Origin of the sequence: Sphingobacterium sp. HSC-15S19 (assembly GCF_050433745.1) — a bacterium.
GTDB classification, from domain to species: Bacteria; Bacteroidota; Bacteroidia; order Sphingobacteriales; family Sphingobacteriaceae; genus Sphingobacterium; species Sphingobacterium siyangense.
In genome coordinates this window covers 1-25,632 of record NZ_JBNPWQ010000050.1, presented here as the reverse complement: position 1 = coordinate 25,632, position 25,632 = coordinate 1, and the positions used below count along the sequence as shown (strand labels likewise).

The 25,632-nt window shown below is 34.3% G+C and carries 27 protein-coding genes; 13 read left to right on the top strand and 14 right to left on the bottom strand.

Translation table 11 applies throughout. The annotated features are described in order from the left end of the window. The 14 genes from L1283_RS26245 to L1283_RS26180 are packed head-to-tail and all read right to left on the bottom strand — an operon-like array spanning position 1 to position 12,214. On the bottom strand, positions 1–1,014 hold the full coding sequence (locus L1283_RS26245) for a hypothetical protein (RefSeq protein WP_429626687.1): 1,014 nt from the start codon (positions 1,012–1,014) through the stop codon (positions 1–3). A 17-nt stretch (positions 1,015–1,031) separates the two neighbouring features. Further along, the gene (locus L1283_RS26240; protein WP_429626686.1) at positions 1,032–1,481 is read right to left on the bottom strand and encodes an acyl-CoA thioesterase; all 450 of its coding nucleotides are present in this window, start codon (positions 1,479–1,481) and stop codon (positions 1,032–1,034) included. After that, positions 1,471–2,538: a DUF4872 domain-containing protein gene (locus tag L1283_RS26235; RefSeq protein WP_429626685.1), complete on the bottom strand. Its 1,068-nt coding sequence runs from the start codon at positions 2,536–2,538 to the stop codon at positions 1,471–1,473. Before L1283_RS26235 ends, L1283_RS26240 begins: the two co-directional genes overlap by 11 nt. Beyond that, positions 2,525–3,487 carry a glycosyltransferase family 2 protein gene (locus L1283_RS26230; RefSeq protein WP_429626684.1) on the bottom strand — a complete coding sequence of 321 codons (963 nt, stop codon included), beginning with the start codon at positions 3,485–3,487 and terminating at the stop codon, positions 2,525–2,527. The genes L1283_RS26235 and L1283_RS26230 overlap by 14 nt, the downstream gene beginning before the upstream one ends. Beyond that, the gene (locus L1283_RS26225; RefSeq protein WP_429626683.1) at positions 3,484–4,299 is read right to left on the bottom strand and encodes a PIG-L deacetylase family protein; all 816 of its coding nucleotides are present in this window, start codon (positions 4,297–4,299) and stop codon (positions 3,484–3,486) included. Before L1283_RS26225 ends, L1283_RS26230 begins: the two co-directional genes overlap by 4 nt. Positions 4,300–4,305: 6 nt before the next feature. Beyond that, on the bottom strand, positions 4,306–5,538 hold the full coding sequence (locus L1283_RS26220; protein ID WP_429626682.1) for a beta-ketoacyl-[acyl-carrier-protein] synthase family protein: 1,233 nt from the start codon (positions 5,536–5,538) through the stop codon (positions 4,306–4,308). A 10-nt stretch (positions 5,539–5,548) separates the two neighbouring features. Continuing rightward, positions 5,549–6,976 carry a phytoene desaturase family protein gene (locus L1283_RS26215; protein WP_429626681.1) on the bottom strand — a complete coding sequence of 476 codons (1,428 nt, stop codon included), beginning with the start codon at positions 6,974–6,976 and terminating at the stop codon, positions 5,549–5,551. 53 nt (positions 6,977–7,029) lie between these two features. After that, a complete protein-coding gene (locus L1283_RS26210; protein ID WP_429626680.1) occupies positions 7,030–7,293 on the bottom strand; it encodes a phosphopantetheine-binding protein in 264 nt (87 codons plus the stop codon). Between the two features lie 26 nt (positions 7,294–7,319). After that, entirely contained in the window at positions 7,320–8,066 is a 747-nt protein-coding gene (locus tag L1283_RS26205; RefSeq protein WP_429626679.1) for an SDR family NAD(P)-dependent oxidoreductase, read from the bottom strand. Positions 8,067–8,077: 11 nt separating this feature from the next. Then, on the bottom strand, positions 8,078–9,130 hold the full coding sequence (locus L1283_RS26200; RefSeq protein ID WP_429626678.1) for a hypothetical protein: 1,053 nt from the start codon (positions 9,128–9,130) through the stop codon (positions 8,078–8,080). 18 nt (positions 9,131–9,148) lie between these two features. Next, on the bottom strand, positions 9,149–9,592 hold the full coding sequence (gene fabZ, locus L1283_RS26195; protein WP_429626677.1) for a 3-hydroxyacyl-ACP dehydratase FabZ: 444 nt from the start codon (positions 9,590–9,592) through the stop codon (positions 9,149–9,151). Beyond that, the gene (locus tag L1283_RS26190; protein WP_429626676.1) at positions 9,574–10,620 is read right to left on the bottom strand and encodes an ABC transporter permease; all 1,047 of its coding nucleotides are present in this window, start codon (positions 10,618–10,620) and stop codon (positions 9,574–9,576) included. The genes fabZ and L1283_RS26190 overlap by 19 nt, the downstream gene beginning before the upstream one ends. Positions 10,621–10,623: 3 nt before the next feature. Continuing rightward, positions 10,624–11,547 carry an ABC transporter ATP-binding protein gene (locus L1283_RS26185; protein ID WP_429626675.1) on the bottom strand — a complete coding sequence of 308 codons (924 nt, stop codon included), beginning with the start codon at positions 11,545–11,547 and terminating at the stop codon, positions 10,624–10,626. Beyond that, a complete protein-coding gene (locus tag L1283_RS26180; RefSeq protein ID WP_429626674.1) occupies positions 11,540–12,214 on the bottom strand; it encodes a 4'-phosphopantetheinyl transferase family protein in 675 nt (224 codons plus the stop codon). Before L1283_RS26180 ends, L1283_RS26185 begins: the two co-directional genes overlap by 8 nt. A 320-nt stretch (positions 12,215–12,534) precedes the next feature. Between L1283_RS26180 and L1283_RS26175 the strand changes: the two genes are divergently transcribed. The 13 genes from L1283_RS26175 (at position 12,535) to L1283_RS26115 (ending at position 25,350) form a co-directional block, all read left to right on the top strand. Continuing rightward, positions 12,535–13,788 (top strand): ABC transporter permease, encoded by a 1,254-nt coding sequence (locus L1283_RS26175; protein WP_429626673.1) that lies wholly within the window; start codon positions 12,535–12,537, stop codon positions 13,786–13,788. Between the two features lie 2 nt (positions 13,789–13,790). Continuing rightward, on the top strand, positions 13,791–15,029 hold the full coding sequence (locus L1283_RS26170; RefSeq protein ID WP_429626672.1) for an ABC transporter permease: 1,239 nt from the start codon (positions 13,791–13,793) through the stop codon (positions 15,027–15,029). Positions 15,030–15,033: 4 nt separating this feature from the next. Continuing rightward, positions 15,034–15,738, top strand: a complete 705-nt coding sequence (locus L1283_RS26165) for an outer membrane lipoprotein-sorting protein (RefSeq protein WP_429626671.1) — start codon at positions 15,034–15,036, stop codon at positions 15,736–15,738. 159 nt (positions 15,739–15,897) lie between these two features. Continuing rightward, positions 15,898–16,914 carry a hypothetical protein gene (locus L1283_RS26160; RefSeq protein WP_429626670.1) on the top strand — a complete coding sequence of 339 codons (1,017 nt, stop codon included), beginning with the start codon at positions 15,898–15,900 and terminating at the stop codon, positions 16,912–16,914. An 11-nt stretch (positions 16,915–16,925) separates the two neighbouring features. Continuing rightward, the gene (locus L1283_RS26155) at positions 16,926–17,597 is read left to right on the top strand and encodes an ABC transporter ATP-binding protein (protein WP_429626669.1); all 672 of its coding nucleotides are present in this window, start codon (positions 16,926–16,928) and stop codon (positions 17,595–17,597) included. Between the two features lie 119 nt (positions 17,598–17,716). Further along, positions 17,717–18,316: a hypothetical protein gene (locus L1283_RS26150; RefSeq protein ID WP_429626668.1), complete on the top strand. Its 600-nt coding sequence runs from the start codon at positions 17,717–17,719 to the stop codon at positions 18,314–18,316. Next, positions 18,309–18,593, top strand: coding sequence for a winged helix-turn-helix domain-containing protein (locus L1283_RS26145; protein WP_429626667.1), 285 nt, complete (start codon positions 18,309–18,311; stop codon positions 18,591–18,593). The genes L1283_RS26150 and L1283_RS26145 overlap by 8 nt, the downstream gene beginning before the upstream one ends. Positions 18,594–18,930: 337 nt before the next feature. Next, positions 18,931–19,926 carry a hypothetical protein gene (locus L1283_RS26140; RefSeq protein ID WP_429626666.1) on the top strand — a complete coding sequence of 332 codons (996 nt, stop codon included), beginning with the start codon at positions 18,931–18,933 and terminating at the stop codon, positions 19,924–19,926. A gap of 2 nt (positions 19,927–19,928) precedes the next feature. Beyond that, positions 19,929–20,372, top strand: coding sequence for a hypothetical protein (locus tag L1283_RS26135; RefSeq protein WP_112375231.1), 444 nt, complete (start codon positions 19,929–19,931; stop codon positions 20,370–20,372). After that, a complete protein-coding gene (locus L1283_RS26130) occupies positions 20,359–23,601 on the top strand; it encodes a hypothetical protein (RefSeq protein ID WP_429626665.1) in 3,243 nt (1,080 codons plus the stop codon). The genes L1283_RS26135 and L1283_RS26130 overlap by 14 nt, the downstream gene beginning before the upstream one ends. Further along, entirely contained in the window at positions 23,594–24,001 is a 408-nt protein-coding gene (locus L1283_RS26125; RefSeq protein WP_204990888.1) for a hypothetical protein, read from the top strand. Before L1283_RS26130 ends, L1283_RS26125 begins: the two co-directional genes overlap by 8 nt. Positions 24,002–24,183: 182 nt before the next feature. Next, positions 24,184–24,936 carry a TMF family protein gene (locus L1283_RS26120; RefSeq protein WP_429626664.1) on the top strand — a complete coding sequence of 251 codons (753 nt, stop codon included), beginning with the start codon at positions 24,184–24,186 and terminating at the stop codon, positions 24,934–24,936. Between the two features lie 42 nt (positions 24,937–24,978). Then, positions 24,979–25,350 carry a helix-turn-helix domain-containing protein gene (locus L1283_RS26115; RefSeq protein ID WP_429626663.1) on the top strand — a complete coding sequence of 124 codons (372 nt, stop codon included), beginning with the start codon at positions 24,979–24,981 and terminating at the stop codon, positions 25,348–25,350. Positions 25,351–25,632 lie beyond the last annotated feature (282 nt).

Here is a 25,632-nt window from a genome sequence, read left to right as displayed (position 1 = left end):
TTATACAAGAGTTTGTTTTAACCTGTTTAAAATTTCCCGCTCCGAATTCTCTAGATTCCAATACATATCTAGAAGATCTTTAGCAGTTATACTTTTTTTGGGGCATATCAACTCGAGAATTGCTGATTTCCAAACCTCATGACTGGACAAAAGAGAATCGGCTATATGGATCAAGCTGTCTATTCCTTCCTTCAATCCCACAGTTTCGAAACAATGTGAAGCATATTTTCTTCCCATATAATCTTCTCTCGCGAAATCACTATCCGAAATGGCTTCCGACAAGATTTTCCTATGATCCTGAATATTCTTAACTGAAGGATTTTTCTTTAAATTCTCTCTAAGAAGTACAAAAATGTTTGGCCCTATATTAAAATTACCTGTATTCAATGAAAGATACATACGCATCAGAGCATTCTTTAAGAGTATTTTCTTAGCAATTTTGAGATCATGATAAACGGGTGGGATAATCTTAAATCTATTCGGTCCCAAAATGCGGTTCGAAACTTGATCCTTCCAAATTTCCAAAATAGATTTTGACGACCTTCTTAAGACTCTTTCTTTCGTTAACTCTATGTTCAGAACTCCATCTATTGAGCTACCTGCGGTAAGGGATTCGGGAGACATTAATGCCCAAAGGTTTTGATTCGATAGTAAATTTGAACTTGGACTTTCTAATATCGTACTAGGAAGAGTCACCAAAGTTTTATAATTTCTATCAGCCAAATAATCCTCAACTATCCATTTTATATCTCTGCTAGGGTTCCTCGGCTCAACTCTCAGAACTGCCCCTAAAGTCGAAGTGAAATTCTGAATAGCTAAATGATTACTATTGCTGATGTGAACAGAATCGTTTAATTCTGATAAATACCTATTATTGACAACATGACCGGAACTTTTGCTCCTCAATGAGAGGTGATAACATCCTCCAAAAATGAAGACCAATTCTTCAGACAAACAAATATTACTTTTATCAAACAGATAATTAGCTATACAATAAGAAAAATTTGCGCTCATTGGCTTAGATTTTCTGGTTAAATAAAGGCTGCTGGGGTCTTGATTACTGACGATTTAATAGCTTCCTCAAAAAAAGATGGCATATGTAACTTCAATGTAAAAGACTCATCTACAAAAGCTTGTTTTATGTAAGACTTACAGAGCACGTTGTTAAATTCGAGGTCATCAGCATAAAAAATAGTTTGATGAAAGGTAAAATATGAACTGTTTTGAAGTTCCAAAACGGTTCTAATTACAAGTTCCTTCCCCCACTTTATTCTTTTAATATACTTACAATTGCATTCAATAACTGGTAAAAAAAATTGTGACTTCTCAAGATTATCAATAGTAATGCCTAGAACATCTTCGATAAATGCAAATCTGGCCTCCTCAAACCAAACCCAGTACCTCGAATGATGAATTACTTTCATCATATCTGTTTCAGAAAATCGAGGACTTACACGCCAATAATGTTTTTCAAATTCCATAGGTATTTCTATTTTTCAGCCATAATTTTAATTCGTTCATACACTCAAGCTCGCCGTCAACTAATCTTTCAATGTTTGCATGAATAAAATTTCGTTGATCTTTTGCATGTGCTCCAATGGACAACTTACTTGTAAATACGCGCCAAAGGTTTGCTTGATCCTTAAAGTTTGTAGCTATTGATTTTAAAGTTAGATCACCTAACAATGTTCCTAACTCAGACAGAAAATAAGAGTATATTTTTCGTCCTAGTCCACCGCCACTCATACCGCTTTCCATCGCTGAAAATATTAGAAGGGATTCTTTGATAGTTCGATCGCATAAATCCTCTTCAGATAATGAAAGAAAGTGCTTTTTAAAGCTTAATAAGGCACTCTTCCCAATAATAAAATCAACTGGAGATGTAAAAAAATTTGTTATAACTTTTTCAATCCCTCTGATGCTTGCTTTTATAAGATCATCTCGACTAAATTCCTTAGAACAAAAGAAGGAATACCACTGTCCGTCAACCAGCTGAAGTGGATCCACAACGCTCCGAGATTGAAGTAAGTCAGAAAACCAAATCTCTTCCAACTGTTTTTCGGTGATCACTATCGGTTGGGTGAAATCTGTTTCAAATATCGTGACTTCACCTGAATTCGAATCATAATCTGTCACTGTAACAAAATGAAATCCCATATTTATTTGATTGTTCTCAAGGCCGCGAATTTGATGGAGTCGTTGCCTATTTATTGCTATGTTTACAGGCGAATGGTTGAGCAATTCGCCAAGCTTGAGTCTGACGTCGTTAATATTTAACATTCTTCCCCTTAAAAGGTAAATATTTAAGTTAAATGCTAAACCTTCCAATGACTGGTCATTTATTCCGGCAATCACAAAATGAGGTAATCGAGAATATATTTTACCATCATTAAAGCAGAAAATGAGTGTACCTGCCAGTCCCAAAACCATCGAATTCGACAATACAATGCCATTGAATGCCAAACAATTTCTAAAGGTTGATAAACGACAATCAAAACCCGGTATATATCTTTTTTTAAACTTCTCAGTGATTGTCATTTTTTTTCCAATTTATCATTTGTTCCTTATTTATATAATAATCCAGACTTACATAATATTCATCTAGAACAACGTCACGATACTTATTTGATTCTTGACTGCAAACCAAATTAAAAGCATTCAAACTTAACATGCCATTGAAAAAATTAATGTAAGCTATTATATCTTTTGATTTGTTATACTTTTTAAGCAAGAGTGATACATTCCGTGCCATAGCCTCTTTAACATCAACGGAATTACGTTCATGATCTAAATGGAATAACATCATATCGTGATGATACGCCAATTTATACCCCTTCTTAAATGCACGATACGTTAAATCAACATCTTCCGGTCCCCAACTTGTGAAAGTCTCATCAAAACCACCGACAGAATTAAATATCATTTTTGGAAAGCAAATATTACCACCTGTTACCAGCCCCCACCAACAAGCAAGATCTGCATCGGGATTTTTTTGATACGCAACAGGCAAAACTCCGAAAATAGCATCTGTATATGATAGTTTTGAAAGTTCAGTCACGTTTATTTCGTTATTCGAACAAATTCTCTCTATTACGTTCGACACAATTTCTATCGGAATTAACCTAATATTTCCTGAATGGATCCGATCTGGTGCAGCTTTAGTTCGAATAATAAGCTTTTGCAAATAATCAGGTTCCAACAGTATATCATTATCCACAAATAAGATAAATTTACCATTGGCATTTTGAACGCCAAGATTTCGAGCTGCAGCTGAACCATCATTTTTTGTATTTAGTTTCTTAGTTGGATAGGGCAAACACAGATCGGCTAAAAATTTTTCTGTTCCATCCGTACTTCCGTCATTAACTATTATTATTTCAACATGTTCTTTAACTGTTTGAAACATCAAATTCGCAACAACAGCTTTCAAATAGGCCAGTTTGTTAAACGTAATTATAACTATGCTGATGTAACACTCTCTTTTCATATTTGGAAATTATCAATGATATATTTAGACAAACTTTTGGTTGAAACAAATTCAAAATACTCTCTTTGTTCAAATCCCTCTTGGAGGTCTCCTGAACTAGCCCCTCCTCTCAGCTCTTGAATTTTTTCTATAATAGAAAAATAGTCGGCGGTTTTAAGTTGCGTTTTATAGCAATTCATGGCATTTGTTTTTAATCGAACCATCTCATTTGATAAAACAATATTATGGGTAGCATTTACTGGCCCCCAGATTTCATATAGAAAAAGAGCCTCAACTTTTATATTATTCTGCGAAATGAGTTCATTAATTAACCATATCCCCTCCCTACAGATACTTCTATGGTCAGGATTCATATCATAATGGTTTGGCAAAAAAATAATAGTTGGCCGATATTCAAACAATAACTTTTTTAGGCTTGACAAAAACATCTCTTTAAAAATACCAGGTATATCCAAAGTCCTCTCCGGGATTAAAAAGTATTCAGCATCTTCATATCCCAAAATTTTCTGAGCCTCTTTGCTTTCTTCGAACCGTTTATTTTCTCCTCTTTCATTATATTCAGGTTTCGATATAGATCTTAAGTCCTCAATGGTGACGAAACAAACTTTTACTTCGCAGGTGCTGTTGGATTTTATTTTTTGTATAATTCCACCACACCCTATAACTTCATCATCAGGATGTGGTGAAACTATTAGGATTCTGCTAAAATCTTTTATGATAAGCTGACTTCCTCCTCCATTCATATTAGCGCCCGAAAATTTTTTTTCCAGCTGTTTTAAAAGAAAATTGGTTCGAAGAATTCTGGTATTCATAATCAACTAGTTTACTGCTCCAAAAACCAACGATGCACAATTGCCACCAAATCCAAATGAATTTGTCAATACGTTTCTAACTGAAGCGTTCAATCTTGTCTCTTCAACAATATCATAGTCAAAACCCTCTATTTTATTTTGAAAATTTAAATTAGGTGGTAAAATATTATTCTTGATTGCCAAAATACTAATGATTGACTCCACTATTCCCGCGGCTCCAAGTGTGTGCCCAGTCATTGACTTAGAAGAGCTCATAGGTACTTTCCCACTTTCTCCGAAAACTCGTTCTACAGCTTTAAGCTCCATAACATCATTATGTTTGGTTCCTGTCCCATGCAAGTTAATATAATCTATTTCCGATGGATTTAGTTTAGATTCTTTTAATGCCGCTTTTATTGCAAATACAGCTCCTACGGCTTCCGGGTGCGGACGGGTACTATGATAAGCGTCATTAGAAATACCCCCACCCTTCAATTCAGCATATATATGTGCACCACGTTTTTTTGCAAAGCTCTCTGATTCCAAAACTATACATCCAGCACCTTCACCAATTAACAGCCCAGATCTATTTTCATCCATAACTCGAAGCTCACCCTTTGTCATGGCCATCAATGAGTTGAAACCTAGCAATGTAAGCTGGGAAATCGGATCAACGCCCAATACAAGGACGGCATCTACACGACCCGAATTTATTAAATCCTTACCATGCATCAATGCATTGGCACTCGCACTACACGCCGTAACACTCGCACTAATAGGTCCTTTCAAAGCATATCTTTTTGCGACCTCATGTGCTAATAAAGAAAAAGGAATATTTCTTACAATGTCATTTATATTATCAATTTTGGAGAATTTATTCAGCTTGATATTTTTATCGAAATAGTCTCGGTTATGCTCAATATATAGTTTGTCTACAAATCCTCCATAACCGCCTATCGAAGTGCCTATAGAAACGCCGATCCGTCGTTTATTTATTTGTTCATTTTCCAATATCCTAGAATCCTCAATTGCTTCTTCTGCGGCAATACTTGTTAAAATATTACTTCTCAATCCGTTCAATGTTTCATGTTCATCAAGAGAATTAATAACGCCTCCACGATTGTTCCTAAATTCAGAAACGTCCATATCCTTAATTTCGCCAATCCCCGATTTTGAATTAATTAACGACTTTAATACTTCACGACTATTTTGTCCGATTGGGGAAATTATACCAATTCCTGTTATTACGGTCTTTTCCATTGTTTAAAATTTAGTTAATTTGAGATATTACTTGTTTTGCAGATAGATAAATTGGAAAAATCCCGCTTCCATATTTATCCCAGCATCCTATTTGAATAAGATTAGAAGCTACATCATTTAGCTGAAAGTCTGTGTTCCAAGATGAGACTGAAGGAGCCCAACCCGAACCGGCTCCTTCAGAGCTACCTGTAAGATTTTCGAAATCTGCAGGTATGAAAAGACGTTGGACAACAATATCTCTTTTGGAAATACCCAGCTTATCGACCAAAACATTAATAATTAAGTCCTCGAATGCTAGTCGTTTAATTTTATCGATTTCAAAATAACGCACATCACATTCCACTCTTAAATAATAATATTCTTTTGATTCAAAATCTGAATCTGTAATGGCTTCAATATTTATCTTTAAACCACTCTTGAAATTAATTTCACCAGCTTCTTTCCTTGAATAAATTGCTTGTAAATCGTATTCTTCAAAAATATATATTCGCGAAGGCCTGTTCTTTATAATATTATCTGGGAGTTTATCTAAAACAAGATACAGTGAGATTGATGAAAGCGATTTTTGCTTATTACTAACCTTCTTACATATGTCTTGGGGTAAAGGCGGACTAAAATGATTACATATCAATCGTGTAATATCTATAGATGAAACGTATGATTTTGACTTTAATTTAAAATCACCAATATATAAACTGTCTACACAATTATTATAAGTAACAAGAGTGCTTACTTCAGAACCTAAGGAAACTTTCGTTCCATTCCTTAGTAGATTTCTATATAGGACATCGGCGATGTTCTGATTTGATACTTCTTGGAATAATCCTGCAAAATAAATTTTGCCTAAATACGTAAGCATCGTAAGCATTCCTACATTCGAACTAAAAATTCGCGCGGAAAGAATCGCTTTAATTTCAGAACTTATGAATAAATAATCTAAAAACTCGATATATGATCTTTCTAAATATGAACTTACAAGTTTGTTCTTTTCAAGAATTTTAATGCTTCCCAACTTCGAAAAAGAAAAATATACAAGCCTCATGGCTTCAAAAAACTGATTAATGCCATCCGTTTCACTGGGGAATTTATCGATCAAATTCTTTTTTAATATTTTGTAATCAGCATCTACAAAAAAATCAAAATCGGGAAATATGTATTGATCGATCACCTCAACTTTTCTAAAACTAAGTTGTGGTTGTAGATTCAGTTCGTTTAGAAATTTCCTTAATGGACTATTATCTTCCATTCCAAGAAAATAGGTTACTGTTCTGTCCAGTTGATGTCCATTCAAATCAATTTTCGACAAAAAGCCCCCGGGAAATGAATTCCTATCAAGTAATAGTACTTTTTTATTGCGATTTAACAACATATTTCCCGCAAACAAACCTGCGATCCCTGCTCCAATAATGATACAATCGTATTCCATTGAACTCCTCATAAATGTGGGTTAAAAACAGCACAATCTAAATCGAGCTAGATTGTGCCATTATGTTAAATGTTTTGATAGTTTTTCTCTACAAAATCATCTATCGTTTGCACTGAATGAAAGATATGCATGTCTTCATCAGAAATTTCGACATCAAATTCATTCATTATTCCAACAGCAATTTCCAGTGCATCCACTGAATCCAGACCAACACCGCCATCCTCTTTGTTCGCAAAAAGCACAGCATCATCAGGGATTTCATTTGGAGTCATTTTTAAATTGAGTTTTTCAATAATAAGCTCTTTGATTTTTGTTTTTCTTGTTTCCATTTTTTTAATTATTTAAGTGAATTTTTTTAAACTGAAATTGACAAACCACCATCAATCACAATAGATTGACCTGTTATATAGCTAGAGGAATTCGAAAGCAAAAAAGCAACGGTTTCGGCAACCTCACTATCCAGGCCGAAACGAGCTAATGGTATAGTGTTTATATACGACTTATCTTGATCTGTCGGCGTTTCCAACATACCCGAAGCGATATACCCCGGAGCCACTCCATTTACCCTAATATTAAACGGGGCCAATTCCTTAGCGGCTATTATTGTTAAAGCGTTGAGTCCTGCCTTGGATGCGCTATAGGCAACCTGCCCCTTAAGCCCCATCGTACCAGCTAACGAACTTACATTGACTATATTTCCGGAATTCTGGCTAATCATTATTTGCGAGACATATTTGACCACAGTAAAGTTCCCGACTAAGTTTGTATCGAGTATCTCCTTAAATTTTCGAATAGTTTGCATTGCAATAAACCCTCTGGTTAATATCCCAGCATTATTAACCAAACCGTCTATTGTAGTATAGCGAGATTTTAACTGAGATATTTTAAATTTCACATCCTTCTCATCATTTAGATCAAATTGTATCGAATCAGCTTGTAAGCCTTCCCTTTCAATTATTTCCCGCAGCGATTGTATTCTATCGTTGTTTTTGTTATAATGCATAATCGGAATACCTCCTAATCGTGCAATTGTAAGTGATATAGCAGAACCGATTCCTCCACTGGCGCCTGTAACCAGTATTGTTTTTCCTTCTAAATTCATATTTTTATATTTTATTTTGATAAAACAACAGACGAGAAATGTCCCCCTACATCGTATGAGTTTACTAATATCACGTCGCAATTCGGATTCTTTAGAATTTTGGAAAACGCATAAATGACATTTCCGAAATTATTATTAGAAAAAGTCTCGCCAGTAATATCCTTTGGGTAATCAAATGCGATACTCTCTCCCAATAGGCTCTTCAAAATATTTTCTTCTATCTTAGCTTCTTTACTCCACGAAGGAAATGCGGAAATAACATGAGAAATCCGTCCCTTAACAAATGGATAATTTTTCAATAATTCCGTTGTATTATAAGTAATCGTCTCATCTTCAATACCTTCAGAGTTATCGAATGTAAACTTATCATTTTGATTATAGGATGATTCGAAGGCAAGGATTTCGAAAAGCTTCGGTATATTATTTTCTTTAGCAAAACTATCCGTTGTAATAAAGAAGGTTATAGCTCCCTCCGAATAATCACCATAATAAAATAAGTTCTCAGGGATTGAAACAGCTTTAATGCGTTCAGTTATTTCATCAAACGCTGAAACAAAGAGTCCCTTTGCACGTTTGAGTTTTAATAAATCGAAACTATATCCAATAGGATTATATCCAGAAATTGTTGTATTAAAACCATTTATTCCTAATTTTGCTGTTAAAGTACCAGTTGCGGCATTGGGAACAGTAAAAGGGAAAATAATCGGGCTAGCATTTTTTATTCCGTTAGAAAGAGCAGAATTAATAAATTCTTCGGAACTAGACATCGAACCAAACACAGTATTAGCAACAATACCTAAATCTTCTTTATGTTCGGATAGCGCAATTCCTCCTAAATTTTCAACGCATGATAAGCCGGAGATCAACAGTAATTTTGAGATCTTATCAATCCGCCTAACTTCCTCATGCGGTAGATATCTTAAAATATTCGACTCTAATACCTCTTCGCTAATAAGCTTTTCTATATTTTGATAAGCAGTAACCGACGTATAAGCTTCATTTTTCTCCAGAAACTTCATTCCTGTATGAAAAACCCCAAGAGAGGATACAACAATACTTTCCATTTTTTGTAAGTTTAATTTTTAAATAAATGAATACACAACTATTCCTTTTCCCACAAGCTTACCCTTAACTTCGGCCTTAACTTCAACCTGAACAAATTTTTGTAGTTTCGACTGATACTTCGCGGTAATTTCGATAGTGTCTCCAGGCACGATGAAGTCAGTAAATTTAAAGTCATTGACTCTAGCAAGATACCCCTGCCCTGACATCATTTTACTTACCAAGATACCCCCAACTTGCGCGCATGATTCGATCAGGAGTACTCCCGGATATACCGCATTATTCGGAAAATGTCCCTGTAAGTAGAAATCAGTTCCAGAAACATTTTTTATACCTACAATAGAATCCTCCGCTATATTTATGATCTTGTCCACTAGCAAAAAAGGGAATCTATGAGATAGTATTGTTTGAATATCATCATAAGATATTTCTTGATGATTAGATACTAAGTCTTTTCCTTCCATTTGAATGTTTTGATTGATATTATTGAGATAAAAAAGATTAAAATGATATAACCTACCATATAATATTTGAATGATAGTAAGGGCTCATTAAAGTTTGCCACTTCTCTTATAACTTCAACGAAATACGTCAATGGGTGAAACCAAGCAGCGTTTTGGACCATTTGGGGTAGCGCGCTCAAAGGGATAAAAACTCCACAAAGGAAGCTTGCTGGAAAGACAAAAAATCTATTAAAATTGTTGCCGTTTTCCACTGTGTTACAAGCATTACATAAAAAAATACCAAAAAGAACAAACAAAAGGCTGGAGGCCGAAAGTATCAGAATGACATTTAAGATGTTACCATTAATCTCATAAGCAAATAGAAGCTTAGCAATTAGAAAGTACCCAACTACCTGTAGAAACATAATACATAAATAACAACCTATATAACCCATCAAAAATTCGCCTTTTTTTATTGGTGAGATCTGAAGTCTTTTCAAACTTCCTTTAGTACGTTGAATTAACAGCATTATTCCCCCAGATAATCCTACCTGCATAATTGAAAAAATTAGTATTCCAGGAAAAAAGAAGGCAAAATAGTTTCTATTATTAGCTCTGATTTCCCCTATTTCAACTTTGGGTGCCATTAACCCCTCAGACTTGAGAATAGAAACTTGAATCAAGGGTTCCAAAAATTTAAATAATTGACCTTTACTAGTATCAGCTAGCACCATGATCTCTTTATCCGTAATTGCAATCCCGAGCGCCAATTTACCCGTACCTATATCCCTGCTCAGTTTATCTTTAAGTTCATAATATTGGAGATGAATGTCATCCATATTTTGGAGACGTTCGATTATAAGACTATAAGATGAATCTCTATTATCACCATATATACCTATGACCTGATTTCCTCCGAGCTTTCCCTCCATGGTAATCCCAAAAATTACCATGATGAAAGCGTTAAAGAAAAAAATCATAAATAGATTAAAACGATCTTTAAAAAAAATCTTCAGAAATACCTTAAATATCGAGATCACATTCTTCATCGCTTAATCTTTTAGTATCGTCTTGTTATATAAACTTTTGTAAACATCTTCCAGATTCGAATCGCTCAGATTTACATTTACAATTCTTACTTCTCTATTATTAAGTAAATTAAGCATGTTGGACAAATCACTTACAGAATTATCAGACTGGATAGTAATTATATTTCCTGCTATATTTGCCATATTTTGCAGCTCAGAAATCAGCTCAACACCTAAATTTTCGGCAGTTTCTATCTTAATCTGTCGAGGGGAACCTGTACGCTTAGTCAGATTGAATGGAGAATCATCTGCCACTATACATCCTTTTCTAAGAAACACTATTCTATCGCATAGAGCTTCAGCTTCTTCCATATAATGGGTCGTTAAGATTATAGTACTTCCCATCGCTTTATAATGCCTGATTTTCTCCCACAATTCAGTCCTTGCATTAGGATCCAATCCTGTTGTAGGTTCATCTAGAAAAAGTAATTTAGGATTGTTAATCATAGCCAAACATAAATTGACTCTTTGAAACTGCCCACCGGACAAATTGCCAACTTTCAGGTTTAAAATTTTATCGAGACTGAATCCGTTAATTACTTCCTTCCACGAATTTTTTACATTATATAGCTTATAAAATAGTTTTAGATTATCCTGAACCGATAATTCCTCAAACAAAGTCGCTTTTTGTAGCTGGATTCCCACACGCTCTTGAATCTCCTTTAAATTGTATTTAATATCAAGACCGAAAACTCTAATACTTCCTTTATCGACGGAACGCAATCCCTCTATGCTTTCCAAAAGCGTACTTTTTCCTGCGCCATTTTCTCCTAATATTCCTATAGTTTCACCATATCCTATAAATAAATTGATATCCGTCAGCACTTGGGTATTAGCATAGAACTTATTTAAATTACTAACTTCAATAATATACTCCCTGTTATCCATAATTCTTAGTTATTAAAACCAAATCTTTTTTCCCAATTTTAAATGACTGTTCAGACAGATAACTATTGAAATTATCCGAGTCAATTTTGATTATTTCCCTCCTGGTGTCCGATGTGGAACATACTGCGATGTTAAAAATTGATTTATATAAAAAATATTGAAAATAAACCTGGTCCCCGTTATCTATACCGTAACTTTTCGAATTTTTTAGAATTGAAAAGCTTGAAAAAGGCAATAGCAATCCCAATCCTAAATACTTGGAATAGCTTTCTTTCAAGCACCATAATTCCCCTAATTCAAAATATCTTTCAGATCTATGATTAAGTGCGAACCATTCACTTTCTGAAAAAAAAGGTTGCATTCCTATATCAGGAAAGCTAGCCCTACTTTTCTCAATATCAATACCGATTGGCGACCGACTACATACAAAGACGTAAAAATTTGAGCTATGAGAAACATTAAAATGTACATCTGGGATCCCGTCGAGGTAGGGCTTACCATACCTATCCTTACAGATCTTTATTTTATCCCTTTTTAAATCCGTGCACTGTTCAAGGCAATACTTTATGAATTCATCACCGATACGAATGGAACCTGAATCAGAAATATTTTTATTCATTCCGCTTTTGCTCCTGGTATCCTCAAGTAAATAGATCGCCTCCAACATGGTCTTTTTAATTTAGGTAATAGTATTAAGTCAACTTGGTTGTTAAAATAGTCTATTGTATAATTAACTTTATATTATAAACTTCTTTATCAAATGTATGCGATATTTTTTATCGGATCAATAGTTGTGGATATTTTTTTATAGAAAAAACTATAACCTACTGAATATTAGTGATAAAAAAATACTTGACATATGCTCTATACACCAAAACTTAACTTAAGGTTCAATATCCAGCACAAATGTTATCAGAAAAAAAGTAAAAAAAAATTCACTTTATATTATAAAGTATTTTACATTTGTAAAGTAAATCTAACGGTATTATGAAAACTGAACAGTTAAAATATGTCTTAAGGAATATCTTAAGGAAGAAAAAGCAAACTTTTTTTTCGTTTCTATGTATTGGAATCTCATCATTAATAATTTTCTTCAACCTCGCTTTCAATAATGGGATTCAGTTTCAGTTGAAAAGGGGAATCAATGAAGGAATTTCAGGGAACACAACAATATATAAGTCTGATAAAGAGAATATTAATATTTTGGAGTCCCAATTAAGTAATCAAAAAAAATTCCACTTCGATGAAGATAATAAATCTAAATTTTTTAAAAGTTTTGGTAATTTAAATATTGACAAACGAATACGATTTGGCGCACTTGTCTCTCACAATGAGGAGACTTCATATTTAAATATCCAGGCTCTGGAAGATGATCATTTTTCGAGAATTTCTGCGGATATCAAAATTGAAAAAGGTTCCCTTCCAGCCTCACCATCTGAAATACTCATTAGTCATTCTTTCGCTAAAGAACTAAAAGTTTCCATTGGAGACACTTTACTGATAGTCGCAGATAATACCAATGGATATATGAGTGACGCTATTACTATTGTAAAGGGAATTTTTAAAGAGACAGGACTTGCAATTTATTTTGACCGGATTGGATTTGTTAAATATAAATTCGGAGAAGACCTTGTTCAAATTGATAACAATGAAGCTGTAGAACTTATCGTAAATCCAGACTTTAAAAACAACGATGATATTGACAAAAAAACATATGAAAGAATTGAAAATCACTTTTCAGCACAAAGATCCAATTTTCGGCTTTCTCCATGGAATAAGACTGTTCCTCTTCTCTTTTCAATTGTTGAAGTCTGGAATTGGGGAGGAAAGTTTACATATCTAACATTTCTAACTTTTAGCATGATAATATTGGTAAGTGTTTCAACCTTAGTAGCCAACTCTAGAAAAAAAGAATTCGGCACCCTGATCGCTATTGGTTTTAAATGGAAGGAAATTTATAAAATGATTCTATTAGAATATCTAATAATCGCACTCAGCGCAATTTTTATCGGCTTAGTCATCCTATTCACCTTCTTAAAATTTATCATTCCACAAACGGGAATGCATATAGGTTCTGTGGATTTGCAAGCGGCACTACTCACAGAATACATCCGCCCAAAACTAACATTAGAAGATATACTATTTGTATCAGTAGTATTTATAACTATAATAATTATTTCGATAGGAATTACGATCCAAAAAATCAAAAAATATGACCCACTAAAGCTTATTAACAATTAATTATGAATATACTGATTAAAATAGCCATTCGGAATATTAGAAGAAACTTCAGCACAACTTTACTGAATGGTGCAGGGATTAGCTGTACAGCTATCCTCTTACTTCTTATATTTTCATTGTCAAAAGGAATTGAAACTTTTATAGTCCAGAGGAACATACAATTTGAAACAGGGGCTCTCTCAATTGAATTTGATAAACAATTGCTCCGTCAAGAAAATAATGAACTTGCAATCCCTCTATTGAAAGAAATCGAAAGCAAATTAAAAAATGATAGAAACGTTGCTAAATACAGTTATCGAGTTTATCCTCCCAATTGCATTCTCTATCATGGCGAAAATCAGATAAAGGTTAACCCAAATGGTATGCAAAAAAGTGATCTCCCATTATTTCAAGATATGTTCAAGGTCCTTGCTGGAAAACTTGAAGATGAAAATAAGGGTGAAGTGCTAATCAGTGATGGTATTTCAAAGGAATTGAATATTAAAGTTAAAGACAAAATTACCATTATGGCGCAATCTGTAGATGGCACCATCAACTTGGAGGAATATCCTGTAGGGGGAATATTTAGATATACCTCACTGGCAAATAAATACAATGTATATATGGATTATAACAAAGGAATGTCTCTCTACAATTCCAAACTACCATCCAAAATTATAATACAAGTACGCAATTTGGATAATATTGAAGAAGCTAAGAAAATTCTGAAAACAGAGATAACCAGTATTCAAGAAAGTCTAAACATCCCCCCAAGCTATATAAAAATCTCATCATACCTAGATGGAATTGGATTGGCAAAATCGTTATCTAATATCAACAGATACAGTATGATGAGTCTTGCCTTTTTTCTACTCATGATCTCTTTTGTTGGAATTTGGTCTATGCAGACGGAAAATAGAATTTTACGTGAAAAAGAGACAGGGACAATGCTCTCTTTCGGTTTTTCTGGAAGATCCGTCCGAACCATATATTCGATCGAGAGTATCTATATGGGCTCAATCTACACTGCAATTGGAATTACAGTAGTTATACTGATTGTTAAGTCAATTAATCTACAGGGGGGGGTATTTCTTGGTGAAGCCGCTTCTTTTGCATTCGGCTCGTCGATAATCAATCCTATTTTAACGGTAAAAGATATCTCTATTACGATTCTTTTATGCCTATTCTACCCCCTACTTGCTACTCTAATCTCTTTGATTGAAAATAAACGTAATACTATAGAATACCTTAAAAACAAATAAAATCATGAAAATTCAAATCACTCTTTTTCTGTTATTTATATCATTAACAGGGATCGCACAGACAAAAAAAATTGACTATCTACAGCTAATGGACAAAAGCTTATATGTAGAAAAGGCCAATCTTAGAATGGAAATTTTCAGTAAAGGTAAATTGGCTAAATTCTATGAAATGACATCTTTTCGTGATGGCGAAAAAATGCGTCTTGAATTTCTCCAACCAGCAACAGAAAGAGGTCGTAAAATGTTAAACGACGAAACCAATTTATGGATGTTCTTACCTAGAACAACGCGAGTAATGAGACTACCTTTGAAACAAGCATTTATGGGCAGTGATGCTTCGAACAGGGATTTAATGAGACTTTCTTTTTCTAGAGACTATACCGTAATAGAATCAAAAGAACAAGCTAATTATCTTATCCTGACATTAAAAGCAAAAGACCTATCTGTCTCATACAATAAAGTTGTATTAACTATTGATAAAGACAAATTTTACCTGCTAAAACAAGAAATGTATGGGCTTTCTGATAAGATAATAAAGACCATGATATTTGATGATCATATTTTATTGGATGGTTTAGGATTTCCGACTAGCTATACCATTATAGACAATTTGCTAAACAACAGTAAAACTACGCTCAAATATTCTGAAGCTAAAAGAAAAAATGAGTTATCAAATGAATTTTTCACTCTTGGTTCTCTAAAAAAATAATCGGAGATGATGAAGCTACTTTATATATACCCTTCTAAAAGACTTCTTTTAATTTTTCATCTGTCAATCTTTATAATGATATGGTGTAACCTTTCATACAGTCAATCGTCAAAATATAGCTCCCTCTTTATTTTCGAAAATAAAAATGATATCAGCTGGATGAATAGTAAATCAAATGTCAACCCTAATAATTATATGGGTATAAAGGAACTAGCTTCTGAGACTAGATTATTTCCGATTCTTTCATTTAATGATTCTTTAATCAACGATGCTGTGGGAAATATTCAAATAGAGTCTGGTATATATAACTATAATTATTCTGATTCAATTAAATTCAAATTTATGGAACTATATGCTGGTATCAGCTTGAATGAGAAAAATCGCTTTATTATAGGAAAGAAAAGGCTCGATTGGGGGAGCGGACTCCTTGGGAACCCCACCTTGTTTTACACGCAAAAAGATCCGTTAAGAATACAGAATAGATTAGAAGGAATTTATCAGGTAAACTATAGCCATCTATTTGAAAACAGCGATATCGGCATTTTCATTTTCCCAGACTCCAAACTCTCGAAAACTAAATTTGCAATTAAATATAATACCGCGGGAAATAGAATTTCATACAGTGGCTTGTACATATTATCTGGGGAAGGACATCAAATAGGTTATGATATTTCTTACGGTGCAGATCGCTTCACTTTATACACGGAGGGTATGACAAGAACTTACTCAAGAAGTTATGGAATATCGAAAGATGGAGTTCTGACTTCTCCTCAGGCCAAATCAAAAAAAATCTATAACGATATAGTAGTCGGGGCCTCAATTTCATTGTCACCCAGAATTTCCAGCTATCTAGAATATAGATTTAATGAGGACAATCTTGGAAGGTTAGAAATTGATCTATATAAAACTAATCTTCCTCGGAATGCCGAATTATATGACCCAATTTCAATAGGAAAACATTCAATTTTTGGGAGTTTCGAATACAAAGATCTTTACGGAAGATGGTCACTGAATACTAGAGGATTTTATAACCTGTTTTCAAAACAGCTTGTTTTCTCTCCTTTATTTACATATAACATTAACAATTTTCAAGTAGAATTCTCTTCAATGGCGTATAACAATTCATTCTCAATTTTTAAACTACAATCAACAATTTTTTTAAGTCTATCATTTTAGCAGCAATAAATATGAACAGTGTAATCCATTTAGAAAATATTAGCAAAAGCTATTTTAGCGGTGAAGTTGAAACCGCAGTAATTTCCAATTTTTCATGGAAATTTCCTAAAGGTTGTTTCTCCATCCTCGCTGGCCCATCAGGATCAGGAAAATCAACACTTCTTAATATCATGGGGACTTTAGATTCTCCAACTTCTGGAAAATACCTTTTAAATCAAAAAGTAATTGATTTTTCTAACAGTAACATACTGACGCAAACAAGAAAGGAGCATTTCGGCTTTATTTTTCAATCGTTTAATCTGATACCGGTACTCTCAGCATTAGAAAATGTCGAATTACCCCTGACACTCTTAGACCTGACATCTGCCCAAAGAAGAGAAATGGCGATAATAGCGTTGAAGTCTGTCGGATTAGAACATAGAATGAATAATAGACCAGGACAAATGTCAGGCGGGGAACAACAACGCGTAGCGATAGCACGCGCAATAGCTAGAAAACCAGAGGTTGTATTTGCCGATGAACCAACAGCGAGTTTAGATAAGGTAAATGCCATAAAGATCATTGAATTGATGAAAAATCTAAATTCTATTACTGGAATAAGCTTTATTATAGCTAGTCATGATGAGAAGGTAATAAACGAAGGAAACGAAATAATATTGATCGGGGAAAAACAAGAAGCTTAAGAATGGATTTATTATCGACCTTTTTTATCGAAATAGAACAAGATTCGGGAATTTGATTATAGAAATACAAAAAAAAAAATAACTTTACATAATAAACTAATAGCACACATTATTCATTGATGGAAAACGAGAAAAAATTATCTGACAGAGAAAGCTTCGAAATAATTACTAGAATGATAGAACAGGCTAGGGCAAATATCGATTCGAAAATGGGTCCTTCGGTTCTATTATTTTGGGGATATACTACTGTCATTGTTGGTTTGATCATTGCTCTTTTAGGATATTTAGATTTATGGCCACATCGCTCTTTTCTATGGCTGTTGATACCTTTAATTTGTTACCCACGAATAATTAAATATATAAAAAAGAGTAATGGAAAGCATCCGTCATATCTTGATATCAGCATTAATTATATTTCACTCCTATATATAGTCATTTGTACTACTGTAGCTGTTGCGAGTGTGTGGATAACATTTCCTGTATTCTTTATCGAAGGTTTACTTATTTCAATGTGGACGGTTACTATAGGAGTCTTAGTTAAATTCAAGAAAATTATGCTTGGAGGAATTTTTGGCATTATACTTTCCCACTTGTTTCTTTTCTTTAATGATCAAAATCTCGAAATAGTTCTTTTTGTTTTAATCATTTTCTGTTCATTTGTAATTCCTGGACATTTATTTTCTGCATCACTGAAAAGCAGAGGAGATAATCATGAATAAACCATTAGACCCGATAATACATTCTGAGTTGAGGTTAGCTATTATATCACTTTTGATCTCAGTGGATGAGGCGGATTTCAATTTGCTTCTTTCCAAGACTAACTCTACTGCTGGAAATCTGAGTGTTCAATTGAGCAAATTGGAGGCTGCGGGATATATCTCCATTGAAAAAACTTTCAAAAACAAAAGGCCAAACACTATTTGTAAAATTACAGAGAATGGTATTAAAGCATTCGAGGAGTATGTGAAGATTCTAAAAGGTTATCTTAATTTATAAGCAAGCAGAAGTTGGGCATAGCCCTACTTTTCTTGCCCCATTTGCCTAAAATGGGGTTTAGAGTATCCTCCAGGGATACTCTCTTCACTTAATGCTCGCATCAAGCCACTTTTTAGTATACTGGACAGTATACTTTAAATCCATTCCACCATGAAAATAATAGGCTGTATATCAAATAGGCAATATATCTAGCCTTAAATTTATTCATATAGCTATATATCAAATTTTATAAAAAATAAACTAAATAGATTCTTAGAAGTTGAGAGTTACCTCTTCAATGCAAAACACTTTGTGAAATGATATTTTTTTTAGTAAATTTATATTAAAACATTAACGAATGCTAATACAATTTGGAATAGACTATGGGCTAAAGCCTAAATTCGGAATAATTGGTGATATCAGTTTTCAAGAAAATTATGATAAAGCAAAATGCAAAGGCTTAGTTTACGTCCATTGTCCAGATAGCACAGGAAAGGAAATGCCTTGCGAGTTTGGTTTTATGATGCAAGAAGAACGGTATGCTGAAAAATTTCTTGATTCATTAATTGCCTGGAAAGAGAAATTAGACGATAGTAGAGCTATAGATTTAGAATTTTTCGAATACGAGAATGGAGATTACCTTCTCTCAATATCACCAAATGTAAAGCTGTTAATTGAAAGTATAATTCCAGACCACCTTAGGGACCACGTTGATCCAGCTGTAGTCCAGATGTATCAGGGGAAAGGAGGAATGAAAATTAGCCAAAATTATAGAAATTTTAAAGAAAACTATTTAAAGGGGAGAAACATTGCCGTACGATATTTTCTTGTAAACGAACACAATCAGATTATAAAAAGAAGTGAAAAATATTTTGTGAAGACTGAGTTCAAATTTTCAATAGAAAACAATTTAGACGATGAATCTAAATTAAATCCCATACTAAATCGTAACATCAAACGATCGAAACCACCCAAAATAAAAAAGGATGATCGGGAATTCATTGACAATAGGAATAAAAAGCTTAAATATTTTTTCCCTGTAACATATCAAAGATTAATGAATGAAGGATGGTTATCAGAAGTTGTCTCTGAAATCAATAAGCGATATTCAATGGATCAAGTTATACAGGCTGTTAGTAATTTAATTTTTATGGAAAGGTTAAAACAAAATGATACAATAAAAATCGACACAGCTAGAAGTGGCTATGATCTTGAATTAATCAAATATTTATCAGAAAATTATGAATCCTTTAATAGTTACTTTCCTGACAGTAGTATATTCAATAAACAAAAAATAGAAAAACAGATACGCCTTGATGAACAGTATTTTAAGAAACAAACTAATAATATATAATTATGACAATTTTAAGTGAAATCGTTGCCTTTCTAAATCAGGATCCGACTGGGATCGCCAGTTCAGTGATCGCCAGTGCTTCTTATGATTTCTTAAAAAACACGCTTAATTTCAAGAGCCTAAAAACTAAAATAGGGAAATTATTCAGGAGTGAAAAAGAGACCGAAATTTTCATACAGAATCTATGTGAAAGACCTGCGTCAAATAATGTTGAGAGTGACATAAAGGCTTTGTACCAGGAAACGACGGGCAGTCAAGCCCCATTGGATATACAATCGCTCTTAGTAGACTGGCTTAAAGAAAATAAACACGCGATTGAAAATATAAACAACATACAAATTTCTCATTCAAGCGGCTTTAATATCGGAGTACAAAATGCTGCAAGAGATATTATAAATATACAGGGGGATTACAGGGCTACTAAGGATTCTGATGCAGATCAATAAACAGGAAGCAGACACGATAGTCAACATTGCTGGAAATCTTATTAATTCAGGAGAGCTCCGCATCAATACGGTGTATCTAAATGTAGATGGGAAGCAAGTAGAAGCATTTACGCAATCCGATCAATCTGCCCTGAAAGTCCAATTCAATATAAATTACCTCACATTTCTTCAAAAAAACTTTGAAGGTAAGAATCTTATTAAACGTTCTGCCTGCACAGAAATCGAGGAACTTTTGGATACGAAACAGGAATTGGCTGTAATCGGTCAACCCGGCGTGGGAAAAAGCTGCATGATGTATGAACTTTCAAAATCATACGTAAATGTCGTTTATCTTAATCTAAAAAATAAATCACTCAAGACAGTCCTGCTGTATTTTATCAATAAAATTAATGAAGTCAACAGTCAGCCCCTAACCTTTATAGATGATATTGATATTTGCCTGGAAATATTGCAGAGCCTATTGATCAAAAGCAAAATGATCTTCTTTCTTGATGAGTGCGAGGCAGCAGTTGATTCATTTGAGAGAATACTGCTGCTCAATAAATTTGAAAATAAATTTCTGTACACTTCTCAGAATAACCTGCCATTCACAAATAGCAGAATTGAAATCTTTACACTTGGGACATTTGACATTGAGGAATCCCGACAGTATTTAAATCAACAGGGGCTAATCCTTGATATCTTAACTTTTAATGAGCTGTACGATGTTTCATGTGGGAATGCACTTTACCTATATTACTATAGCCAATATAGTGTCAATCCTCTCCCTAAGGATCTTGCAAACTACCACAGATCAATATGGGGAAGTCTCTCTAACAAGGAAAAAGAATGTCTCATCTTTATTTCACTTTCTTATCTTCCCATGTCAATTACATCGTTGGTTTCACTTGTTTCTTTTGAAAGCTTGCAGGAAGCCAGCGAATTTATAAGCAGATTACGCTTGGCAACAATATCAGATGATGGGCATTTATCTATATTTCATCCCTCATTTAGAGATTTTATTTCAGATGAGCTGGCAAGATTTTCAACTTTAAAAACTTATAAAATTCGGCTAGGAGAATATTATCAGGAAGAGAACGACTATATTCAGGCGACGTTTCTTCTAATTGATGAGAAACCGGATGCAATACATGAATTTGGTTTTGAAGCTTTACCTGGGCTTGTAAACAGGGGTGATCTTGAGCTTGCCAATCGTCTCATAAATATCCTGCTTACTAAAAAACAATCCTCATATGTTACAGGCTACCTTAAATACCATCTTTACGGGAATCTCCGCTTGCTGAATAGAGCAAGAAAGGCGGATGATATTCTCGAAGAAGCACTGAAACTTCTAAAAAAAGCAAAAGACCGCAAACTTTATTTAAGCGCATTAATGGGCAAGGCTATTGACCTTATTGAAAGAGGAGAACATCAAACAGGAATCGATCTCGCAGATTCTATTCTAACAGATAAATCCTGCTCAGATGAATTGTTTAAAGGCCAGCTATTGGTTAGCCTTTCCAAGATATATGTTGACCTCCACCAATTCAAAAAAGCTGCGGTTGCAGCAAAAACAGCCTATGATTCGTTTGCAAAAGAAAACCATCTCCATGGGTTGATATCAAGCCTTTCAAATTTAGCCTCTGCATTGGGATGTACAGATGACCAGAAAAAACTTGCAGAGGAATATGCGCTGAAATTACTCCAACTCCCATTGGAAAAAATAAATTATGGTACAAAGTTGATTGTCCTAAATGTCTTAACATCCTTAAACCGTCAGAACGGGAATTATGAAGCAGCAAAAAAGTATGGGTATGAAGCAGTATACCTTTGCCAGCATTATAAACTTGAACAAAAAGCAATTTTGAATCTTACCAATTATGGGAATGTAATTAGGGATACCGGAGATCTAACGGGAGCAATAGCAATCTATGAAGAGGCATTAGAACATAGTGTTAAGCTCGATCTACCTAAAGAACAATCAAGGGTCTGCTGGATTTTATCAAGTATCTATGCTGAGCAGGGCGAACAGACGAAAAGCTTAGAATTTATAGCGGTTTCGATCTCGATGGCCGAGAGGGTCAATTATCTTTATGGAATGGCACATGGACTAGATGAACAGGGAGCACTACTCTCAGAAATGAAGAGAATGAGTGATGCCGGTGCTAGCTACGAGAAGGCATTCCATATATTCAATTCAATGGACGACATGGTCAGGGAAAGTAGAAATTGTCTCACGAATGCAATCTTATGTTATATGGAATCCGAAGAATCCGACCGGCTCGAAGGACTTATAAATCTTTCATTGGATAGCTTGGAAACCAGCCGTTTCATCGACCTTGGAGGGATTTCCGATTACGACAGAATCAATATCGATGTACATAATTATTTCCTCAGAATAGGTAAAAAGGCAACAGAGTCAGTAAATGCACCAAATTTAATTCAGTCATATCTCAATTATTTAAAATATTGCAAAAGAACTCCTCTGGTCAGCAGTAAGGATTTTAAAAATTTATTACTTCAGCTCAGTAAAAATGTAAACACAAACAAATATATCAAAGCGAATCTTGCTGTCCTCATCGAGCAATCAAGCAATTTATTAAACCGGAAAGATTTATTGGACGTCATCGAATCTTTAGACCAACAGTTAGAGGGCTTTTTTGCGAGGGAAACAGAATTTGAGATAATTTTCTTAATAAGTTTGAAAGAAGGATTCAATATTGAAATAGGAGTATTAAAAGACGAATTGACCAACATAAAATTGACTATTAACTTTATATTATTTTTATACTCACTTCCAAAGTGTCTATGCTTTAAAGGAAACAAAATGGAATCGTTCTGTAAGATTAACATGATTAACTACTCTACACTTATATCCCATTTAGGTAACACTAAAGTGCCGTCATTTAATTTTGATGATTTCATACAAGTAACGATCTTAAATCGACCGGACTATACGATACCTCTTTTTGTCGTTGTGAATGATGACTTTGAGTCTTTTTCAGATCTCATGGAAAAAGAAGAGAACAAATGTAATTTCTACTTTATCCGAACATTGATTAATGAACTTATCGGACATTTCCACCATGCCAAAAAGAATATTATCTGGAAATACACAAAGTCTTTAAGCCAAGAAATAGCTCATCTATATGATTATACAATGATTTCTGGCCAGGCGGAAACCCAATCTGATTTTCATGTTGATCTTTCCAAGCTTGACGAAGCATTTAATTCAACTGATTATGAATGATATAAATAAAATTTTCAAGCAAGCGATGTACTTGCTCATTCCTCCTCCAACCCATAAAAACGAAATCCCCACTTTGGGTATTGGATTTTCAAATCGAGAATTACCTTTGACCGCAAGCAAATTGCTGAAATTAGAGGATGTCGACTTTATTCTTAATCTTCATATAGTAGGAATGTGCGTAGATCTAGTAGCTAGTGATAGTAAAAGTTCTAAAGATGTATTTCGAGCGCACTTAAATTGTGATTTAAATGAAGTCAACAATTTCAGAAAAGTAGTTAAAAACAATTCAAAAGGTGCTTTTGTATTGGGTGTCTTTGAAAATTGCGAATTTTACGTATTATACGAAGGCAAAAATTTTGAACCTTTTATGGTTAATAAAATACAATTTATCGAGAATTGATGAATATAATTTTTATCACTTAGGACTTGTTATAAGAATATAGATGCTTGTGAGATCTTTTCGGAAAGACAAGATAAAAATACTCTAGAGTCTAAAGCCTTTTTCGTGCTAAACCCGCCTGCATTTATTCTATTCCAAACGAAAGGAAGTGTATATAAATTCATTTGTAATAAATTAAATCTATGTCAGCACACTACTTTAAAGCAAGAAAAATACTTGATTTTAAGCCACATCCTTTCTCAATCGGAACTATAAAAGGAGTTCCTAGAGGATATGAAGACAATCATTTTCTTTTAAAAATCTATGGTTTAAAACGTGAGGTATTTGACGATTACTATCAGTACCATCTGGAATATTATATTTCCAGTGAAAACCGTTCAGAAAAGAAGTTCTTTTCCCATGTGTGGCATATCGTTTCCGATAGGATCGATTATTTTAAAGGCCAGAGTCCCTATTCCTCCAAACATCCGCTCTATGTTTCCAATATTGGAAAGCTGAATGAATTCTTGGATTTTCTCTCACCGCTGGACAAATGGAATATCAGGCCAAACGATATGCTGATTAAGGAAAAGGATGAACAGATCTCGAGATTGCAGTCAGAACTGGAAATCCTGCTAAAGAAATTGGCCGATCTTGAAAAATACGAAGTGTCCGTCAAACCGATGATTCAAGACGAGCATCTTCCAACTTTTATCGACCTGCTCCAACAGATGAAAAACCTGACACTTCCGAATGGAAGGAAGCTATTGGTCAGCGACTACGAAAGCCCTTATTACAAAATGGTATCGAAATATTTCGTCTACAATGGCAAAGATATACCTGTCAATACCGCCCGGAATTATTTCGTACAGAAAGATCCAAAAGATTCCATGAAAGGCGTCAAAATTCCTGATGATAAAAAACTGTTCCAGATAATCCCCATAAAACAGGATTAATAGCGATCCTGTTCGAATGTTGAACATGACCAGCAGAGTCCGATGGTCATCCAAACAGCCTTTCGTGTACCCAATTTTGTACCGGTGGCAGAGCACAAATGTCGAGCCGGTATTGTTCACAAAATTGGTATGCTTATGGTATTTGATATCCTGACAAAAGAAGATTTACAGCAGTTCAAGAAAGAACTGCTTGAAGAGATCAAACAGGTTTTAAAAAGAGAAAATCCAGGGAACAGCGGAGATAAGGAATGGCTCCGTAGCAGGGAGGTCAGAAAGAAACTGGACATATCTCCCGGAACCTTGCAGAACCTACGGATCACGGGCATCCTACCCTTTAAAAAGATCGGGGGCAGCATGTACTATCGCAGCAGTGATGTCGATAAAATGATGGAGGGAGGTAATGGCAATGGATAACGGTATGCAGGATCATTACTTTAGCTCATATTTGGAGCAAACAGCAAAAGATAGCAGGTTGCTTCCATCGCACATCGGGTTGCTCCTGGCAATGTTCTATTATCACCGAAAAGAGCGTCCCGGGGAATTCTTTCATTCCAGCCGTAAAAAACTGATGCATTTTTCGCGTATAAAGTCGATTGCGACCTATGTCTTGTCCTGATATAGCTTTACACTAAATTGTAAAGTATATGACAAAAAAGACTAAAGTGGATAATTCCAAGCCGTTCCAAAGAGTTGGAA